Genomic DNA, 17976 nt, shown 5'->3' with positions numbered 1-17976 from the left:
TGGCTGATAATACAAAACCTAGCCATTACCTACTATATGGCAGGAGGGTCAAAAGTATTCTTAGAACTTTACTTATGTGCATCCAATAGCTTTTGAATTTCAGCCATGATAGCTGCTGTCACAACGTCTGCGGATGCACGTTGTTCACGAAAAGGTGTCATATCCATTGGTTTACCATAGATCACTTTAAGACGTTTGAACGGCTTATAAGGCCCTACGATAGCCGTAGGAATTACAACCGCATCTCCGCGTAGTGCAAAAAACCCTGCACCCGCTAGACCCTCTTTTAAAACGCCATCTTTTGAACGTGTACCTTCCGGAAAAAGACCGACCACATTCCCGTCTTTAAGAAGCTGGATTGCTTTTCTCATGGCTTCCCGGTCACTCATGCCACGTTTAACAGGAAAAGCATTTAATTTCGGAATTAAAGTTTTTAAAATTGGCGCATTAAATAATTCTTCTTTTGCCATAAAATGTACCGGTCTTGGTGCCAAAATTCCAACAACCGGTGGATCCAGTGCATGTATATGATTTGAGCAGACAAGTACTCCCCCTTCTTTCGGGAAGTCTTCTGTTCCATGAACATCGAAGCGATAGATAGGCGAAAGAGCACCATACACTACAGTTTTTGCTACTTGATATAAATTCATTGTTCAGACTCCTTTGCCTTTGCAAGCATATAAATCTCATCTACCACTTGCTCTATCGATAATTCAGTAGTGTCTAAATAAAGTGCATCTTCTGCTTGAACAAGTGGAGAGGCTTCTCTTTCACTGTCAAACTTATCTCGACGAATGATGTCTGCTTTTAGTTCTTCAAATTCAATATGAATGCCTCTTTTTTCATTGTCTACAAAACGTCTGCGAGCGCGCTCATCCGCTGATGCTGACATAAAGATTTTCAGTTCAGCGTCAGGTATGACATGCGTACCGATGTCACGGCCATCCATGATCACGCCTCCTGTATTTGCAAGTACCATTTGTCGCTTCACTAAATCTTCACGTACCAAAGCATGAGCGGCAACTTGTGATACATTTGCTGTCACATCCTGAGTACGGATAGCTTCCGATACATTCTCACCATCCAAATACAATTGTTGCCCGTTTTCAGAGGGTTGAAGCTCTATACTAGTCTCTTCTAATAGTTTTACGATTTCTTGTTCTGAAGAAAGATCAAGACCATTTTTTATTGATTTGTATGTAATGGCCCGATACATTGCTCCTGTATCAACATATGTATAATTCAATTTTTCTGCTGCTAATTTAGCAATTGTTGATTTGCCGGCACCCGCAGGTCCATCAATGGCAATACGTATAGTTTTCATCGTCAGTTTCCTCCAGTTCATCAGAAACAGTTTACCACAAAAACTCCTCTAATCGAAGTAATTAGAGGAGTTGCTGTTATCCTTTGATATGCTATTTCTTTATCAGTTTATGTGTCACAGCATCTACAAATAATGTATATACTTGTCCAGTTTTTGTTTGAACCTTTTCCTCAAAACAAAGGACTTGTTCAAACTGATGAATCTTCAGAGGCCAGTACAGCATCTGCAAGCAATGTAGCGCCATCAATATGTTCCATTAACTGATCCATGTTCTCACCGATGTTGTAGAGTCGGCTTGCATAGTTTGTTGAAACATTTGTCTCCATCGCGGACATTTTCGATTGTTGCCAAAACAAAAGCCCACCTAAATAAGGACTGTTGCAACGAGAGTCACCATCCATAAAACTTCCGACAAGTCGAAAGTTTTAAGAAGGCTTATTAGAGTCGTAAAACGGATGTTGCATAAGGCGATACTTTCTCGATAAGATGTGCGCTTGCTTAACACGTGACAATGCGAAAATCCAAAGTCCTAACATGAACACAGACCATACCATTACTTCATCGTCTGCCGTATAAAGAATGGAATTATAGACAAAATGCAAAAGTAAGGGTGCAAAAAGAGCAAGCGTTAACTGTAATTTTTCACCTTTTTTCACAAACTGAGCTCTTCCTAAATAATAGCCCATCACAACTCCAAACAATGCATGACTAGAAACAGGAAGGAGTGCACGGATAAACGCATTATCTATCCCAAAACTAACCAAGAATAAGATATTCTCCACAGTCGCAAAGCCTAATGCAACACTAGCACCGTACAAAATACCGTCATAAGGATCCGAAAATTTTGTTTGGCGATAGATAGCGACAAGTAAGATCAACCATTTAAAGAACTCTTCTAACATCGCAGATAGAGAGCCACTCCAAAACGAGTTGTCTGTTAAAGCAGTTTCTTGCTGCACTATGTATTGAATGAAGAGAATCGGGAACGTTAAGATGGCTCCGTATATGAATGAATAAAAAAGTAATCTAGTTGGTTCAGACTCAATTTCTCGACGTAAATAGAAATAGCTGAGGAGAGCAAGAGATGGTGCAATTGCAACTGATACTAGTATGAACAGTTTTTTCTCCTCCTCTCGTGGTACTATATTCTTATCGTACCATTTTATATAAGGAGTGGGAAAATGAAAAAATTATTGTTGCTGCATACAGGTGGAACTATCTCTATGCATGCGGACGCAGAATCTGCTGCCGTCATGACATCTGAAAAAAATCCATTATCCGCAGAATTGGATAAATTAGCCGCGCTTGCTGAGATTGAAGAACTCGAAGTGTTCAATTTACCGTCCCCACATATTACGCCACAGCATATGCTTGAACTCAAATCGATAATTGAACAAAAACTAGCGACTTCTCATTTCGATGGAGTAGTTATCACGCATGGTACAGACACGCTTGAAGAAACAGCCTATTTTTTAGACTTAACGCTTCAGACGGATACACCTATCGTACTGACAGGAGCTATGCGCTCTTCAAATGAACTGGGGGCAGATGGCGTATATAATCTATTAACCGCCTCACGAGTGGCACTTCACAAACAAGCAAATGCAAAAGGAGTATTAGTCGTTCTAAATGACGAGATTCATACTGCTGAAGGTGTTACAAAAACTCATACTAGCAATGTGAGTACGTTCCAATCCCCTTCATACGGACCCATTGGACACGTCACAAAGAAAATTATTCATTTCCATCATACCCCACTTCGAACACCCTCGTTACCAATTGCAACTCTCGAGAAGCGAGTGGGCTTATTAAAAGTATATGCTGGAATGGAACCTGAAATTATCGAAGCCATATTTAATACAGGCTATGATGGGATTGTGTTAGAAGGACTTGGACAAGGAAATATACCACCTGCCCTCGTGCCCGAGATTGAGAAATTACAACATCGCGGAATTCCTGTAGTCTTAGTTTCACGCTGTTTTAATGGGATTGCTCTCGACGTCTATGGATATGCAGGAGGAGGACGTGATTTAAAAAATCGTGGCGTTCATTTTGCGCATGGTTTGAATGGACAGAAGGCTCGGCTTGCTTTGCTTGCGGCACTTCATCAAGATGATGTCGACAAGGCACTGTTCCACTTTTTCCAGTCTCCTTTTGAGGAAGACTAGTTAGATGTGGAGAACGCCACTCTAAACTGGAAAGCCCTCCACCCTGGTCGCCATTTCCTGTGAGGATTTCCCCGAGCCTCCCCACGTAAGATGAAAGAAGGACACTTTCCTCTTCGTTGCCGGGTCTCGGGAAAACCCTGATGGCACGGGAAATGACGACCTGGGTTCCGGGCTTTGTTGGCACTAATTACTTTAACCATTGAATTTCTCTTAGTCTTACTTCAATACCTGTACCATGTATGATACTTTATTTCCACTACGGGGCTGCTTTCCGTTGGCGCTGCGTGAGTTTCCTCGTCTCAGGCTCCTGCGCAATCTCACGGTGGAGCCTATGGACTTTAGTGCACTATCAGGTTGATTATTACATTAAATCGGTTGATTATGACGTTAGTGGCATCCATTAGTACAATAAGTTGCTCAATTGATACGGTAGCGGCTTTAATTATGACATTTCTGATAGTATGGAAAGTAATTATAAGCCTATAAACACGAAAAAGGCGTTTCTCGTCAAATGAGAAACTCCTTTTCATTATGCTTTTTTGCAATGTGTGTTGCGATTAACTCACCATGAAATCTTCCATTTTCGATAAAAATTTCGTTGGCGTTATTTCCTGCCGCTATGACACCTGCAATATACACGCCTGGAATATTGGTCTCCATCGTTTCATCATTTAAGTAGGGTCTGCCAGTCTCTTGATCGAATTCAATACCCAAGTCATATAAAAACTGTCGGTTTGGATGATACCCTGTCATCGCGAATACAAAATCAGCAGGTACTACGTTTTCTTCCCCTTGCTTTACTACACGTACACTGTCAGAAGTGATTTCTAACACTTCTGTTGAGAAATGCATCGCAATTTCCCCAGTTTTGACTGCCCCTTCAAACTCAGGTAAGACCCATGGTTTGATACTTGGAGAATAAGTATCCCCTCTGTAGAAAACGTCAACGAACGCGCCTGCTTTATTTAATTCTAATGCAGCGTCGATGGCTGAATTTTTCCCACCAATTACCACTACACGTTGCTGAAAATAAGGATGCCCTTCTTTAAAGTAATGGGAGACATGGTCAAGCTCTTCACCTGGAATATTCATATAATTCGGTTGATCATAGTAGCCAGTAGCTAAAATCAAGTTCTTTCCTTGATACGTGTCCTTGGATGTAGCAACTTCAAATACATCTCCTACTTTTGAAATTCTTTTGGCAGATTCAAATGTATTTATTTTTAACTCTTTACGTTTCACAACTTCTCTATAATAGACAAGTGCCTGATTCCTTCTTGGCTTTCTCTCCTCTACTAGAAAAGGAACATCTCCAATAGATAACTTTTCACTCGTACTGAAAAATGTTTGGTGCGTTGGGTAGTTATAAATGGCGTTCACTACGTTTCCTTTTTCAATACAAACATAACTAAGTCCTTGTTCTTTTACGGCAATCGCTGCGGCTAGTCCGCAGGGTCCGCCTCCTATGATGACAACACCATACATCACGTTCTATCACTTCTTTCCTACTATCTGAATGCTATGCACTTCACTTTCAGCGCCTAGGCGCAACGGAAGTGCTGTCGTACCAAAACCATTTGAAATTAAACTATGCCGATTATTTCTCTTTGTGAAAGTTCCAACTGGTTGAATGCCATAATTTAAAAATCGGATCTGTCCACCGTGGTGATGACCTGCAACTTCTAAATCAATACCCTCTATTTTAGAAAAATAATGAGGTGAGTGTGTCATAAATAGAGTGAAAATGGATGGATCAACATCTTCAAATGCTTTGTCTATATCTACTGTACCAGTATAGCCATCGTCAATCCCAACAATTTGCATTGGAATTGTTTCAAGTCTTTCAGTTCTATTTGATAATACCTTCACATCGTATTTTGAAAACAGCTGAAGAAGTTCGTGTTCCCCTACTTCTCTATCATTATTTCCAAAGACATAATAACAGGGACCAACTGCAGACAAGCGCTGAATATTTTTTTCGACGCGAGACAGCGGAACACCGCCTTCAACCAGGTCGCCTCCAATCAACACAAAATCATAGGACCATTTGGTGAACGACTTAGGAATAGTTCGTTGATGAACATCTGAGATAAATAAACATCGCACAGATTGTGAAAACTTCGATGTATGGACGACATGATGTTTGATATTGACTTCAGTCGCTAAACGTTTCATATAATACACGAGTTGAAGTCCTGTTTTCACTAAAACCAACATAGTTTCTCCTTCTTTCTTTAAGGAAACGAACAACTCGCCCCCCTAAGGAGCGAGCTGCTATGGCAATACGAGTTGTTGGCCCGTACTAATTTCATTGGAAGTTAAATTGTTTGCTTGCTTGATTCGGTCTACTGCACTTGGATCATTGTAATAAGTAACCGCTATACGATAAAGAGTTTCCCCTGCTTGAACAGTGTGTGTGCGAGCTGCTGGTTGTTGTGGCTCTGGTTGCTGCACAGGCTCCTGCACTTCTTCAACAGGCTCTTGTTCTACTGGTTCTTGTTCTACCGGTTCTTGCTCGACAACTTCCTCTACTTCTTCTACAGGTTGTTCTTCCTGCTCTTCTTCCTCCTCCTGCTGCACTGGAGTAACAGGTTGAACGTCTAATTGAATGACTTGTTGATTGGCAGGTACTTCATTTGCTAGTGGATTATAAAACACAGAAACATATACAAATAAAATGATTGGTGAAATAATCCCCAACGTAAACAATGTAGGCAAAAACCAACTACGTGGAGTTTTAGAAGATTGTTTTTTTATCTTCTTCTGGTGACGAGCTCTACGAGTGGCTGTTACAGGCTCGTCAATAGGTTTTCGATGCTCATCTAGCCTTTTTTGATAGTCATTATTTGCCATGATACTTGCCCCCACATGCGTTCTTTTGTCTAATTATGCCGAATTGAAGTGTGAAAGTAAATGATACTTAAGGGAATAATTGTGCGAGTCTTGTCGAATAATCCAATTTTGAGTTATCTATTTGACTCTGGTCTTTTAGTTTTAAGCTTTGCTTAGCTAGCAAAGTATTTGTACAGTTTGAACAGCAGATTTCTGGTCGCTCACTCAAAGATTCACCAAATGCTTCAACTAATGAACTACGGATGCAACGAGAAGAAGTTAGTAAATTATACAAAGAATAAATGTCTCGTTGTTTTGTACTTCGTATCCCTTCAAACAATTCTACAAGGTGTTTATCATCCAATTTTGTTTTCCAATAGTCTAAGATACGCTGCTTCTGTTCTCCAATCTCCATTTCACGAAACATCTGTATGTCCTGTTCATCAGGAATGTCCGAAGTTGCTATATACACGCTTTTTGAGACATCGTCAGGATGATAATAAAGTGTTGCAAAGGACTGCTTTCCATCTCGTGAAGCACGTCCAATCTCCTGCAAATAGTTGCTAACCGATGTTGGAATATGATCATGAATGACTTGCCGAATATCTTCTTTATGGATGCCCATTCCAAAAGCATTTGTTGCACATACCCAGTCTAGTTGCCCTAATGAAAACTGTTGCTGAATAAGCGTGCGATCCATCGTTTCCATCCCGCCATGATAAGCCGCTGCACGAATGCCTTTTTTTCGTAATTGTGCTGCGTAATAAACAGCCTTCTTTCTAGACTGGGTATAGAGAATTCCAGGTCCACTAAGCGTGGTAATTTGTTGAACAATTTCTTTTTCTCGAGATGATTCAGAGTCTACTACGATGGATTCTACTGCTATAGTAGGTCGATCAACTGACCTCACAACTTCTACCATATCCGGTCTTTTCAATAAATTTTTGATATCTTGGCGAGCTTGCGGAGAGGCTGTTGCCGTCAATGCAAGTAATGGTTTGTTAAATTCTTTATGTATCCATTCTGCTGCTCGCAAATAATCAGGACGGAAATCATATCCCCATTGTGTTAGACAATGTGCTTCATCAAATACAAAGTACCCTATATGTAAACTTTTTAAAGCATGCTTCACCTGTTCTGTTTGCATTACTTCAGGAGAAACAAATACATAGTCGAAAGTATGCAAGTTGCGTAAAGTATTTTTACGTTCACCGACTGATTGAAAAGAAGTAAGTGCTACTACTCTTTTGACGCCTTTTAAACGCAATTGTTCCACTTGATCCATCATTAACGAAACTAGTGGTGATACAATCACAACTGCCCCACTATAATAGGGCTTCGGAAATTGATAGAGTATAGATTTTCCTGTTCCAGTGGGCAGAACGGCTAACACGTCACGTCCCTCTAAGAAGTTACGAATAACATCTTCTTGCCCTATTCTAAAAGCAGGGAACCCAAATCGCTCAGCCAACTGTCGCTCTAAATTACTCATTCAGATCCCCTCCTAACGCAAGCGCTAGCCGAATTTGAAAATAACTAAATTGCGGCAACTGCTCTCTAAGCAACTTCAACTTATGTGTATTGAGTTGAAGTTGCTTCTTTTTGATTTTCATCACATCTTGTTCAGTAATATAATCTTGATAGTTAAAGCCGGTCGTATAACTGGCCAGTTCAATAATATGATCCTCAATTGTACTTAATTTTAAGCTTCGTACCATTGACACTTCCTCTAAGCTATACCCTTTTTGCAATAGACTTTGCGTATTTTTTGCAGTTTCAGTCAATGGAGAGGGTGGCTCGAACAAGCGAACTAAGGGACTACGCTGTTGCTCAAGATATCCATAAAATCGCAAGACGCTCTGTCGGTATACATACAGACAATCAATTGCTGCTGTATTAAATTGTTCCGCAAGTTGAGTCCACGTCAGTCCTGCCGTTTGATATCCGGTTATCCGATAAACGAACAGATTTTTCTCAAGCTCTGTTGATAATTCTTCAGTCACAAAACTATGTAGTGTCTTCTTCACTTCATTCGCTACTGTTGAAAGTGATGGCTGTGTATATAACCATTCTTTTACACGGTGTTGAATTGTTTGATTATCTATAACGGGAATGTAGCGGTTATTCTCATATAAAGCATTGGATGCAAGTTGAGCAATCAAAAGAAGCGTTGCTTCGACAGAAAGCAGTGCTGGCGGGACTACACCTCTATGAAATAGAGTCGAAAATTCATCTAGTTGTTCTTTGCCTTCATCCGTCACTATAGGCTTTTCTTTCGAATGAATCCATTTTAAATCAATCAATTCTTGTACATATTGATTATAAGATTCTTTCGAAAGGTCTTGACCCACACCAAAAAAACCAGCTACTTTATAGTAATGGATATCTTGTAGTGTCTGTCCAGATTTTTTACCTCGTAAGATATAATAAGGAGCCATGACAGAACGTTCCCCGTTCAATTGGTGAAATAGTGAAGTTAATAGTTTATGAAAAAACATAGCACACCTCATGTTTAATGGTTGAAATGCAGTCTTACAATCTATAAAATGAAAGCTATACGAAGAGTTGCTTGATAAAAAAGGAGAGACCGTAATGGCTAAATATACAATTGTTGATAAAGATACGTGCATCGCATGTGGTGCTTGCGGAGCTGCAGCGCCTGATATTTATGACTATGATGACGAAGGAATTGCATTCGTTATTTTAGATGATAACATGGGGACTACCGCTGTTCCAGACGAGTTATTAGAGGATTTAGAAGATGCATTCGAAGGGTGTCCGACAGATTCAATCAAAGTTGCAGACGAATCATTTGATGGAGATGCATTAAAATACGAATAGATATGAAGAAAATCGTCTAGTTCACTACGAACTAGACGATTTTTTTAGGCTACTTGATACGTTTTCGAAACTTTATCTAAATAAGGTTTTAGTTTCTTGAATAGTAAAACCATCACTACAGTAATCAGTGCTCCTTTAATCAAATTAAATGGCAAGATTCCATAGACTAATGTGTTCATTAAAGCTGAACCGCTTTCCATAGGGAAGTTCAAGAAATATGAATACATCGGTAAAAATACCAAGTAGTTCAGTAGTGTCATTCCAATCGCCATTGAAAGCGTTCCTGCTACTAATCCTACATACATTCCTTTAGACGATGTAACTTTTTTATAAATGAAATATACAGGTGCGATGAATAAAATTGATGTGACAAAGTTCGCCATATGGCCAACCGGTACACCTGTTGGACTTCCTGAGAAGAACCAATCCAAAACATTCTTTAAAAATGCCACCGCGACACCTGCTACAGGTCCCATTGTGATCGCAGCAATCAAAGCTGGTACATCACTAAAGTCAACCTTTAAATAGGCTGGTAGTGCTGGTAGTGGAAATGCTAACAACATCAAAATGAATGATAAGCTGCTGAGCATAGCCACCGCAATAAGCTTGCGTGTGTTGCTTTTAAACATGACTTTCCGCTCCTTTTGCGATTCTCTTCACAAGAGGAAAGGTTCACAGAATATGCGCACTTATTTGCGTGTAAAAGAAAACCCTTAAGCCAGGTTCGACTTAAGGGAGAAAGGTACACTTAAATAAGCGTTTGAGATCACATAAACGCTGCACCTTCACCTTCTCCCATCCAGACTATACTGTCGGCTCTGGAATCACACCAGAATCTGCCTTGCGGCTCGCGGGCTAGACTTTCGTCATTTCCGCCGGTCGGGAATTGCACCCTGCCCCGAAGATGAATCATATGATTAAATTTTACATACTAGTGTATGCATTGTTAATCATATCAGACAGTGTTTATTGTTGCAATACGTATGCTTATTCGCTTTGTAGGAATACACGATTCACTCCAATTAAAGAATTTGTATCTTCAGGTAGAGGGTAAAGTGTCGTATCCCAATTTTCTAGCAGTAGTGATTTGTTAAATGAAGCTGCTGTAGCAACAAGTGACTCGATCATAGCTACCATATCTCGTCTAGGCAATGCGTCTGCTGTAAGCATCTCAGCAAACTGAATAGATACAGCATCTTCTGTTTCTTCTACAGTAAATTCAAGTGAACTTGGAATAACCGCTTCCACTAAAGTATTGTCAGGTGTCTGTAACTGTCCAATTGCTTCTTCAACTGTTGCATATTGTGCACGTGTGTAAGGAATTAAATACGTCTCCCCTATAGCGTTTTGCATGACATTGTAGGCTAGATTTTCAGAGATAAGGTCAACTGGTTCCGTGAGTGGTCCCACTTGATCCCACTCAATTGGTTGCGAATTTTCATCTACTATAACTGCTTGATTGAAAGTTGATCCAAATACATCTTCTAAAGTATTGAAATAGACTTCCATAGTGGCAGAAGCCATATCGTAAGGATGGTCTGCTGGCAATGTAACACGCAGACTCTCGCCTTCTTCGTAATCCCCAACTAGTGGATGATAGTTATCAAATCCTAGTGCCTCTTCATCAATCTCTGCAGCGTAATTTTTATACAATTCGAGTTGTGTAGGTACACGGCCTTCGAAGTCTTGCTCGATACGTTCATTCGGGATAAGAACTGTGATCGGAAAGGCAATTGCTTGATAGTTCATCGAAAAATTCATAGCTGTAAAAGTTTCTAGAAGCGGATCATTTGTGAAAACTAGTGTTGCATCTTCAGCTAGTTGTAAAGATGCACTTTCTGCTTCACCTGTTGCAACTGCAGAGTCTGCGGATTCTTCACTTTCCTCGACAGAGCTCATAGACATGGATGATTCTTCTGTCCCAGCTTCATCCATTCCACCTTCTGACATTTTTGCTTCCTGCGTCATCGTTGTCTCACTAGTAGAGTCAAGCGTGCTTAATAAGGATTGAACAAATAGCACTAAAACAAAAAGTGCCGCAACAGTGATAACTGCTGGTAACCACGGTTTTTTCTTCTTGATAGGAGGCTTTGCAGATTGTTTAATTGCTGCCCAGACCTCATCCTTTGAACGAGTATCGTGTTGAATTGGCATAGAAGATACCAACTCTTCAAGACGTTTGTCTGCATCAAATTCGTTCGTCATGCTGCATTTCCTCCTCTCGTGCACGTGACATCTTTTTCTTTAACTGTTGGATGGCACGGTGTTGCGTTGTCTTCACTTTTGAATCAGTCCAGCCAAGTGCATCTGCTGTTTCTTGAATGGATAATTGCTGAAAATAACGTAAGACAATGACCATCTTTTGATCACCTGTACATTCATTCAAAGTATCTAAAAGTTGTTTTTTCTCATGATCAAGCTGTACTAGCTCATCTGGTCTCATATCTGTAGATGTTAACTGTATAGCTTCCCAATCAAACGAATCGAACGTACGCTTTTTACGTACGTTCTGTTTTCGAAAGTGATCAATTGCTACATTTTTAGCAATTGAGAAAAGCCATGTTTTCTCAGAACTTTTACCTTGAAATGAGTCATACGAGCGCAATACTCGTATATATACTTCTTGCGTCAAATCCTCAGCTACCTGTCTGTTTTGCACCAAATAAATCAAGAATTGAAACAAATCTTGATGGTACGAATCATAGATTCGGTGAAAAACGGAGTCGTTCATATGATTTCCCCCCGTTCATTGCATTAGTCGTTTGAATTCGAAATAAGTTACATCTTTTTTAACTCGATTGTGAAAGTTGTTCCAGTACCGACTTCACTCTCTACCCAAATAGTTCCTTCATGCCGATCGATAATATTTTTGGCAATGGCAAGACCTAAACCAGTACCACCTTTCCCACGTGTTCTCGATTTATCTGCTTTATAAAAACGCTCAAAAACATATGGGAGATCTTCAGCTGGGATCCCGTAGCCAGAGTCTTGGATTTCGATTTGAATGGTTGATTGTGTTTCTTTCACAGCCACATTAACTTGTCCACCAGGTTCCGTATGACGAAGTGCATTTTCAAGCAAGTTTGTCAGAACTTGCTCAATCCGGTCTTCATCTGCATAAATGGCAACGGATTCGTCTACGAAGGACTGGAATGTCACTTGTATGTCCCGTTCCTTTGCCCGTTGAACAAATTTAGAGGTCATGCGCTCCACACTTTTGGAAATCGGCAAAGCCGCCTGGTAGATGCGCAAGTACCCTGATTCTAAGCGCGCTAAGTCTAACAGTTCTGTAACCAAACGCCCCATACGATTCGATTCGTCAGAAATAATACGGACCATTTCTTTCCGTTCTTCTTCCGTCTCTACCACATCATCTAAAATTGCTTCACTATACCCTTGAAGCATCGCAATCGGTGTTCGCAACTCATGGCTCACATTTGCAATAAAGTCACTACGCATTTTGTCTAGACGATGTTGTTCGGTCATGTCGCGAATGACGGCAACTGCTCCACGAACCATATTCTTTGAGTAAAGTAGGGATAAACTAATGCTGTAATAATGAGAATCCAATTCAAATTCTTCTTCTAACTCTTCTTCATTTTCTACCGTATGCTCTAACATATGGATGAGAGCTGCCGGTAACGGAGAGTCCGAATCTGTTGCATGGGTAGACCATCTCCGCAACAATTCATCTGCTGGTGGGTTACTTAATAAAATTGATGCATCTTTGTTAAATGTAATAACAGCATCCGTCATGGACGATAAAATATTCGATAGTTGTTCTTTATCTTGGTTAATGACTTCCACATTGTGTTTGATCTGCATACCCATACGGTTAAAAGCAGCTCCAAGCTCTCCTATCTCATCTCGTTGAGACGATGGGACACGCGTATGGAAATTTCCTTTTGCAAGCTCGTGAGCCCCTTCCCGCATCTTTCGGAGTGGTGATGTGATCTGAGTAGATAAGAAAAAGGATAAGAGGGTTGTTAGAATCATCGCTAGAAATCCTGAAAGGAACACGATTTTTGTCGTTTGATTCGAAGTATTGTTTACTTCTTTCAAGCTTTGATAAATAAACACAACTCCATGCGGCGAAGTAGTTTCGTCGAGTGGATAGGCAAGCACTAAAAAGTTTTCCATCCGGTCGGGCTCAGAGAGTGAAGGGAGCAACATCGTCTTCAGTGTGGCTTGATCACTTTCAAATGCACGTGTAAATAGTTCATTTGACTGCAATCTTTGCTCTGCTTCTTGTTGACCTAAGCCCTCATGAATGACATCTTGTAATTGTTTTTCCTCAGAAAAAATCATTAAATTCGTTTCATCAGCTAAAATTTCTTGTATATACGGATAATCAATCGATGATTGCTGATTAAAGATAGTAGTGATTAACGACGCTTCTTGACGCAATTTGTTTTCAGCTTGTTGCGTGTGAAAATCTTCTAAGAATTCGAGCATAAGTACAGTAACAATAAACAATACAAAGAGGACGAGAAGCATTATGGTTCCCCATAACTTCCCGACCACACTATTCCAAATTCTATTCATTTATAACCTCAAATTTATAGCCGACGCCCCATACAGTTACAATCATCTTTGCTGCATTTTCAGAAACACGGTTTAGTTTTTCGCGCAGACGCTTCACATGAGTATCGACCGTACGCAAATCTCCAAAGAAATCATAGTGCCAAACTTCTTTTAATAATTGTTCACGATCGAAGACTTTGTCAGGTGACTTAGCGAGAAAATACAATAATTCGTATTCTTTTGGCGTCAAACTGACTTCTGTTCCGTCTGCAGTTACTCTGTGCGCATCATGATCAATTGTTAAGTGAGGAAACACTACGATATCTTTACTCACGGATGAGTTTGATTGCGAAATGACAGTAGCCGACCTGCGCAGTACTGCTTTGATACGAAGGACCACTTCTCGTGGGCTAAAAGGCTTCACAATATAATCATCTGCACCCAGTTCGAAACCTTCTACACGGTTTGATTCTTCACCTTTTGCAGTAAGTAATAATATTGGTGTCGCACTCACTTCACGAATTTCTTTCATGGCTTCTAAGCCATCTTTCACTGGCATCATAATATCAAGTAAAATTGCATGAAAATCGTCTTGTGCTGCAAGTTCAACCGCTTGTTGACCATTTTCAGCTTCAACAATTTCATACCCTTCACGCTCTAAGTACATTTTCAATAAACGGCGGATACGCTCTTCATCATCCACCACTAGTAATTTCACGGATTCAGACATGTCGACACTCCCTTTTCTGTAATCACTTGTCTTCTCTTCATATTGTACATGACGACGTTCGGAAAGAAAACTTTATGAAAAAAGCTGCCACTTATGTGACAGCTTGTTGTGTTACGCGTAACTGTGAAGTCCAGCTATAATCAAGTTTACTACAATCAAGTTGAACATGATGATGATAAACCCAATCAGAGCAAGCCATGCACTCTTCTCACCTTGCCAACCTTTTGTTAAACGTAAGTGCAAGTAGACTGCGTAGAACAGGAAGGTAATAAGAGCCCAAACTTCTTTTGGATCCCATCCCCAGAAACGACCCCACGCCTCGTGTGCCCAGATCATCGCAAAAATCAATGCTCCAAGACTAAATATCGGGAATCCGATCAGTATAGAGCGATACCCAATTTCATCTAATAATTGTGAGTTCGTGCGCTTCGTGAATGGTTGAACCACTTCCGCAAGTCTGCGGCGGAAGACGAGACGCATCAACCCATACAAGATGGTACCAAAAATAACGGACCAAACGACTGTCGTCAGTTTATTCCCATTTACAAGCGCAGGAACGTTTACGAGTGGCTCCATAGCGCCTTCTGTAATAGCTTGAGATTCATTCATCCCAAACAGGGCAGGTTTTTTATATTCAATAACACTTTCGTTTCCTTCAGCATTTACATACGAATATTGCACCGGCTCATATGTTAAGGAGAAGACAGTTGTTGAAACGATAAAACCGATTGTTACGACAAGTACATACATTACTGCTTCGATCCAAAAACGTTGTTTTGATTTCTTAGTCATGTCGATATTTTTTAATAGCCAGATTAAACCGGCCACGGCACTAATTGCAAGAATCGCTTCACCTAAAGCCGCTGTAATAACGTGAATCGTCAGCCAGTGACTCTGTAAAGCAGGAATCAAAGGAGATACATCTGTTGGGAACATACTTGCGTACCCAATGATGATAACTGCGACTGGTAATGCAAATAGACCTAGAGCAGCAATACGATACATCGAATAGATCAGAATAAATGCTCCGACAATCATCATTCCGAATGCTGCAGTAAATTCGAATAAATTACTTACAGGTGCATGACCTGCTGCAATCCAACGTGTAATAAAGTAAACAAGATTCGCTATAAATCCGATTACCGTAATCGTTATACCGTAGAAACCCCATCGCTTATTGTAAGCTGATTTTTCTTTGGATGCAGATTTCACTGCACCTCCAAAGAAGATAGTTCCTAACAGGTAAGCCACGAACGCCAGATAAAGTGCCGCACTACTAATTTCAACTAAACTCATGACTTCTCGTCCCCTTCATCAAAGTCCATATCCGCTTCTGGGTCTTGTTGATCCACCGGACGTGGGATTTGAGTATCTTTCGTAACTATGTGCAAATCTTTCTTCACAGAGTTCCAGTTTTTATTTGTGTGCCCTGCTACATAGACTACACCATCTTCAGTCTGTTGTAACCAAATACGTCGATGATTCCAGTAGGATCCTTGAACAACACCAATCATAAAGATAATTCCACCCACCATTAGAATAGGGAGTGTGAGATCTTTCCGAACGGTCAAACCTGAAATATCACGTGTTTCGGCAGATTGAAACGCTATCTTGTATTCATTTTCACCAAATGGCTCAATCGTCTCACGAATTAATACAAAACTCGTTTCAGGCTGAGGATTGTCTGGTGTGAACATACGAATTAAAAATGCAGGATTGTTAGGTATTGGTGATTTAGATTGAGGCTCACCATCTTCAAATCCAGTAAAGTCCGCATAATAGTTTACCAGCTCAACTCGGTAACCGTCTCCTAAATCGTAATCAGATTCTGGATTCACTAAATCGATTGTAAATTGCTCACCAAATGCTTCTTCTGTTTCTTTATCTTGCAGTTGGAATGTCATGGATCGCAACTCATCTAAGCGGAAGTCCATTTGATAAATATTATACGACTCGAATTTAAACGGTTTATTTACAATCGTAGGTCCTTCAGTAATCTCTGTTAATTCACCAGGATCACCAGTAATTTCTTCATTTTCACCACGATACAAAGTTAAATTTGTTTGGTAATTTGAAGCTATTGTGCCTACACGCTCGATTGCATCGGAGAATACTTCGTTCGAGTCAGTTGGATCATAGACATCAAACTCAAAGCTATTATTTTCTAAGTAATATCCAGGAGCTCCTGGAACTGCTAATGTTTCACCTTCACGGAGCCACATCGTTTCATCTACATACCAACCAGGTATCGCTCGAAACATAACTCCTCCAAGGAAGATGATAAGTCCTAAATGGTTAACATAGGGACCCCATCTGGAGAAACGGCCTTTTTCAGCTAAAAGCGCACCATTTTCACGACGCACAGTATACTTCAGCTCTTTCAGCTTTTTCTCAGCATCTGTTAAAACATCTTCTTGAACACCTTCAGCTTTTGTGAATAGTCTTTGGCGTTGTAAAAATGAAAGATGTCGTCTAACTTTTTGCTTTTTCAAAGACTTATAAAGGGGAATGACTCGGTCCAAACTCGCAATAATTAAAGAGATTCCAAGTAATCCAATTAATCCTTGGAACCACCATGAGCTATATAAATTAGATAGCCCTAAATCATTATAGATTTTTCCAAATGTCCCATAGACTCTCTCATAATAGGCCGCTGCTTCTGTAGCATTATTTGCCGGTACATAAAATACTTGAGGTAAAATCGTACCAATTGCAGCAGCAACCAAGATTGCCACTATAATCCACATACCTACCTTTACGCTAGAGAAGAAGTTCCATACTTTATCGATAATTGTTTTATTATACGTTTGTGATCGTCGAGCCGATCCTTCGTAACGCATATCCGCCAGTGGTTTATTGCGTGCCTCTTCTGTTAATGGGCGACCGCAACTCTCACATAATTGTGTACCTTCTGGATTGATATGTCCACATTTACATTCAAGCGTTTTCATTTCCCTAACTCCTTAAAGTGGCTTAATTTCTTCCATAAAGTTTGCCACATCTTGTTCCGTCATCTCACCCTGAATAATTCGAACAATTTCTCCATCTGGATTCACAAGGAATGTTGTGGGAAGTGGTCCAATATTATAAAGATCCATGACGTTTTTCTTTCGGTCGATAACGACTGGGAATGTCATGCCATATTGTTTTGTATAACTATTTACTTTAAAGTCGGATTCTGCAATATTTACTGCAATCGTCTGTACACCTTGATCTTTGTTCAATTGATAGTGTTTGTCGATGTACGGCATTTCTTTCGCACATGGTTTGCACCATGTTCCCCAGAAATTCAAAAATACGCCTTGTCCTTCATAATCCGAAAGCCTTTGAACGTTTCCTTCCATATCAACAAGTTGGAAGTCTGGTGCTTGATCTCCAACCGCTAGAACGGCATTTTTTTCTTTCGTGACATTCACATAAATGGTTCCGATGATTGCAACAACCAACACAGTTAAAATGGCAGTCCGAATGTAAAATCGCGTCTTTTTTGACTGAGCCATTTGCTGATGCCTCCTTTATACATAATTCTCTGGAATTCGTGCTACAGATTAGTATAA

Annotated in this window: 19 protein-coding genes and 1 riboswitch; of the genes, 2 read left to right on the top strand and 17 right to left on the bottom strand. The window is 40.2% G+C overall.

Annotated features, from left to right (window positions below):
* Window positions 1-68 precede the first annotated feature (68 nt).
* From JOD03_RS01995 to prsW, 4 genes are all read right to left on the bottom strand, one after another.
* Window positions 69-650 (bottom strand): lysophospholipid acyltransferase family protein, encoded by a 582-nt coding sequence (locus tag JOD03_RS01995; protein ID WP_204589142.1) that lies wholly within the window; start codon window positions 648-650, stop codon window positions 69-71.
* Complete coding sequence (gene cmk, locus JOD03_RS01990; protein ID WP_204589141.1) at window positions 647-1324, bottom strand: (d)CMP kinase; 678 nt, start codon at window positions 1322-1324, stop codon at window positions 647-649. The genes JOD03_RS01995 and cmk overlap by 4 nt, the downstream gene beginning before the upstream one ends.
* Before the next feature lie 188 nt (window positions 1325-1512).
* Window positions 1513-1680: a hypothetical protein gene (locus JOD03_RS01985; RefSeq protein ID WP_204589140.1), complete on the bottom strand. Its 168-nt coding sequence runs from the start codon at window positions 1678-1680 to the stop codon at window positions 1513-1515.
* A 69-nt stretch (window positions 1681-1749) separates the two neighbouring features.
* Complete coding sequence (gene prsW, locus JOD03_RS01980; protein ID WP_338032424.1) at window positions 1750-2436, bottom strand: glutamic-type intramembrane protease PrsW; 687 nt, start codon at window positions 2434-2436, stop codon at window positions 1750-1752.
* A gap of 69 nt (window positions 2437-2505) precedes the next feature.
* Between prsW and JOD03_RS01975 the strand changes: the two genes are divergently transcribed.
* Window positions 2506-3492 (top strand): asparaginase, encoded by a 987-nt coding sequence (locus JOD03_RS01975; protein WP_204589139.1) that lies wholly within the window; start codon window positions 2506-2508, stop codon window positions 3490-3492.
* Window positions 3493-3999: 507 nt separating this feature from the next.
* On the opposite strand, the gene JOD03_RS01970 is transcribed toward JOD03_RS01975, so the two are convergent.
* The 5 genes from JOD03_RS01970 to JOD03_RS01950 form a co-directional block, all read right to left on the bottom strand.
* Complete coding sequence (locus JOD03_RS01970) at window positions 4000-4977, bottom strand: YpdA family putative bacillithiol disulfide reductase (protein ID WP_204589371.1); 978 nt, start codon at window positions 4975-4977, stop codon at window positions 4000-4002.
* A gap of 9 nt (window positions 4978-4986) precedes the next feature.
* The gene (locus JOD03_RS01965; protein WP_204589138.1) at window positions 4987-5709 is read right to left on the bottom strand and encodes a metallophosphoesterase; all 723 of its coding nucleotides are present in this window, start codon (window positions 5707-5709) and stop codon (window positions 4987-4989) included.
* A 57-nt stretch (window positions 5710-5766) separates the two neighbouring features.
* Window positions 5767-6345, bottom strand: a complete 579-nt coding sequence (locus JOD03_RS01960) for a LysM peptidoglycan-binding domain-containing protein (protein WP_204589137.1) — start codon at window positions 6343-6345, stop codon at window positions 5767-5769.
* Between the two features lie 67 nt (window positions 6346-6412).
* Window positions 6413-7816 carry a RecQ family ATP-dependent DNA helicase gene (locus JOD03_RS01955; protein WP_204589136.1) on the bottom strand — a complete coding sequence of 468 codons (1404 nt, stop codon included), beginning with the start codon at window positions 7814-7816 and terminating at the stop codon, window positions 6413-6415.
* Entirely contained in the window at window positions 7809-8822 is a 1014-nt protein-coding gene (locus JOD03_RS01950) for a YpbB family protein (protein ID WP_204589135.1), read from the bottom strand. The genes JOD03_RS01955 and JOD03_RS01950 overlap by 8 nt, the downstream gene beginning before the upstream one ends.
* Window positions 8823-8916: 94 nt before the next feature.
* On the opposite strand from JOD03_RS01950, the gene JOD03_RS01945 reads away from it, so the two are divergent.
* The gene (locus JOD03_RS01945; RefSeq protein ID WP_204589134.1) at window positions 8917-9165 is read left to right on the top strand and encodes a ferredoxin; all 249 of its coding nucleotides are present in this window, start codon (window positions 8917-8919) and stop codon (window positions 9163-9165) included.
* 44 nt (window positions 9166-9209) lie between these two features.
* Here the strand turns inward: JOD03_RS01945 and JOD03_RS01940 are convergent, their stop codons facing one another.
* The 8 genes from JOD03_RS01940 to resA all read right to left on the bottom strand — a co-directional run bounded on the left by JOD03_RS01940 (window position 9210) and on the right by resA (window position 17919).
* Window positions 9210-9794, bottom strand: coding sequence for an ECF transporter S component (locus JOD03_RS01940; protein ID WP_204589133.1), 585 nt, complete (start codon window positions 9792-9794; stop codon window positions 9210-9212).
* A 154-nt stretch (window positions 9795-9948) separates the two neighbouring features.
* Window positions 9949-10075, bottom strand: a riboswitch (FMN riboswitch).
* A gap of 77 nt (window positions 10076-10152) precedes the next feature.
* The gene (locus JOD03_RS01935; protein WP_204589132.1) at window positions 10153-11370 is read right to left on the bottom strand and encodes a hypothetical protein; all 1218 of its coding nucleotides are present in this window, start codon (window positions 11368-11370) and stop codon (window positions 10153-10155) included.
* Window positions 11354-11896, bottom strand: a complete 543-nt coding sequence (locus tag JOD03_RS01930) for an RNA polymerase sigma factor SigX (protein WP_204589131.1) — start codon at window positions 11894-11896, stop codon at window positions 11354-11356. Before JOD03_RS01930 ends, JOD03_RS01935 begins: the two co-directional genes overlap by 17 nt.
* Before the next feature lie 47 nt (window positions 11897-11943).
* Complete coding sequence (locus JOD03_RS01925) at window positions 11944-13710, bottom strand: ATP-binding protein (RefSeq protein WP_204589130.1); 1767 nt, start codon at window positions 13708-13710, stop codon at window positions 11944-11946.
* On the bottom strand, window positions 13703-14419 hold the full coding sequence (locus tag JOD03_RS01920) for a response regulator transcription factor (RefSeq protein WP_204589129.1): 717 nt from the start codon (window positions 14417-14419) through the stop codon (window positions 13703-13705). Before JOD03_RS01920 ends, JOD03_RS01925 begins: the two co-directional genes overlap by 8 nt.
* A gap of 111 nt (window positions 14420-14530) precedes the next feature.
* Window positions 14531-15715, bottom strand: a complete 1185-nt coding sequence (gene ccsB / locus JOD03_RS01915) for a c-type cytochrome biogenesis protein CcsB (protein ID WP_204589128.1) — start codon at window positions 15713-15715, stop codon at window positions 14531-14533.
* The gene (gene resB / locus JOD03_RS01910) at window positions 15712-17370 is read right to left on the bottom strand and encodes a cytochrome c biogenesis protein ResB (RefSeq protein WP_204589127.1); all 1659 of its coding nucleotides are present in this window, start codon (window positions 17368-17370) and stop codon (window positions 15712-15714) included. The genes ccsB and resB overlap by 4 nt, the downstream gene beginning before the upstream one ends.
* 12 nt (window positions 17371-17382) lie before the next feature.
* Complete coding sequence (gene resA, locus JOD03_RS01905; protein WP_204589126.1) at window positions 17383-17919, bottom strand: thiol-disulfide oxidoreductase ResA; 537 nt, start codon at window positions 17917-17919, stop codon at window positions 17383-17385.
* Window positions 17920-17976 lie beyond the last annotated feature (57 nt).

The sequence above is a fragment of the Chryseomicrobium aureum genome (genome assembly GCF_016909155.1).
Lineage (GTDB): Bacteria > Bacillota > Bacilli > Bacillales_A > Planococcaceae > Chryseomicrobium > Chryseomicrobium aureum.
The sequence above is the reverse complement of the archived record's forward strand: the minus strand, read 5'-3'. Positions and strand labels throughout refer to the sequence as shown.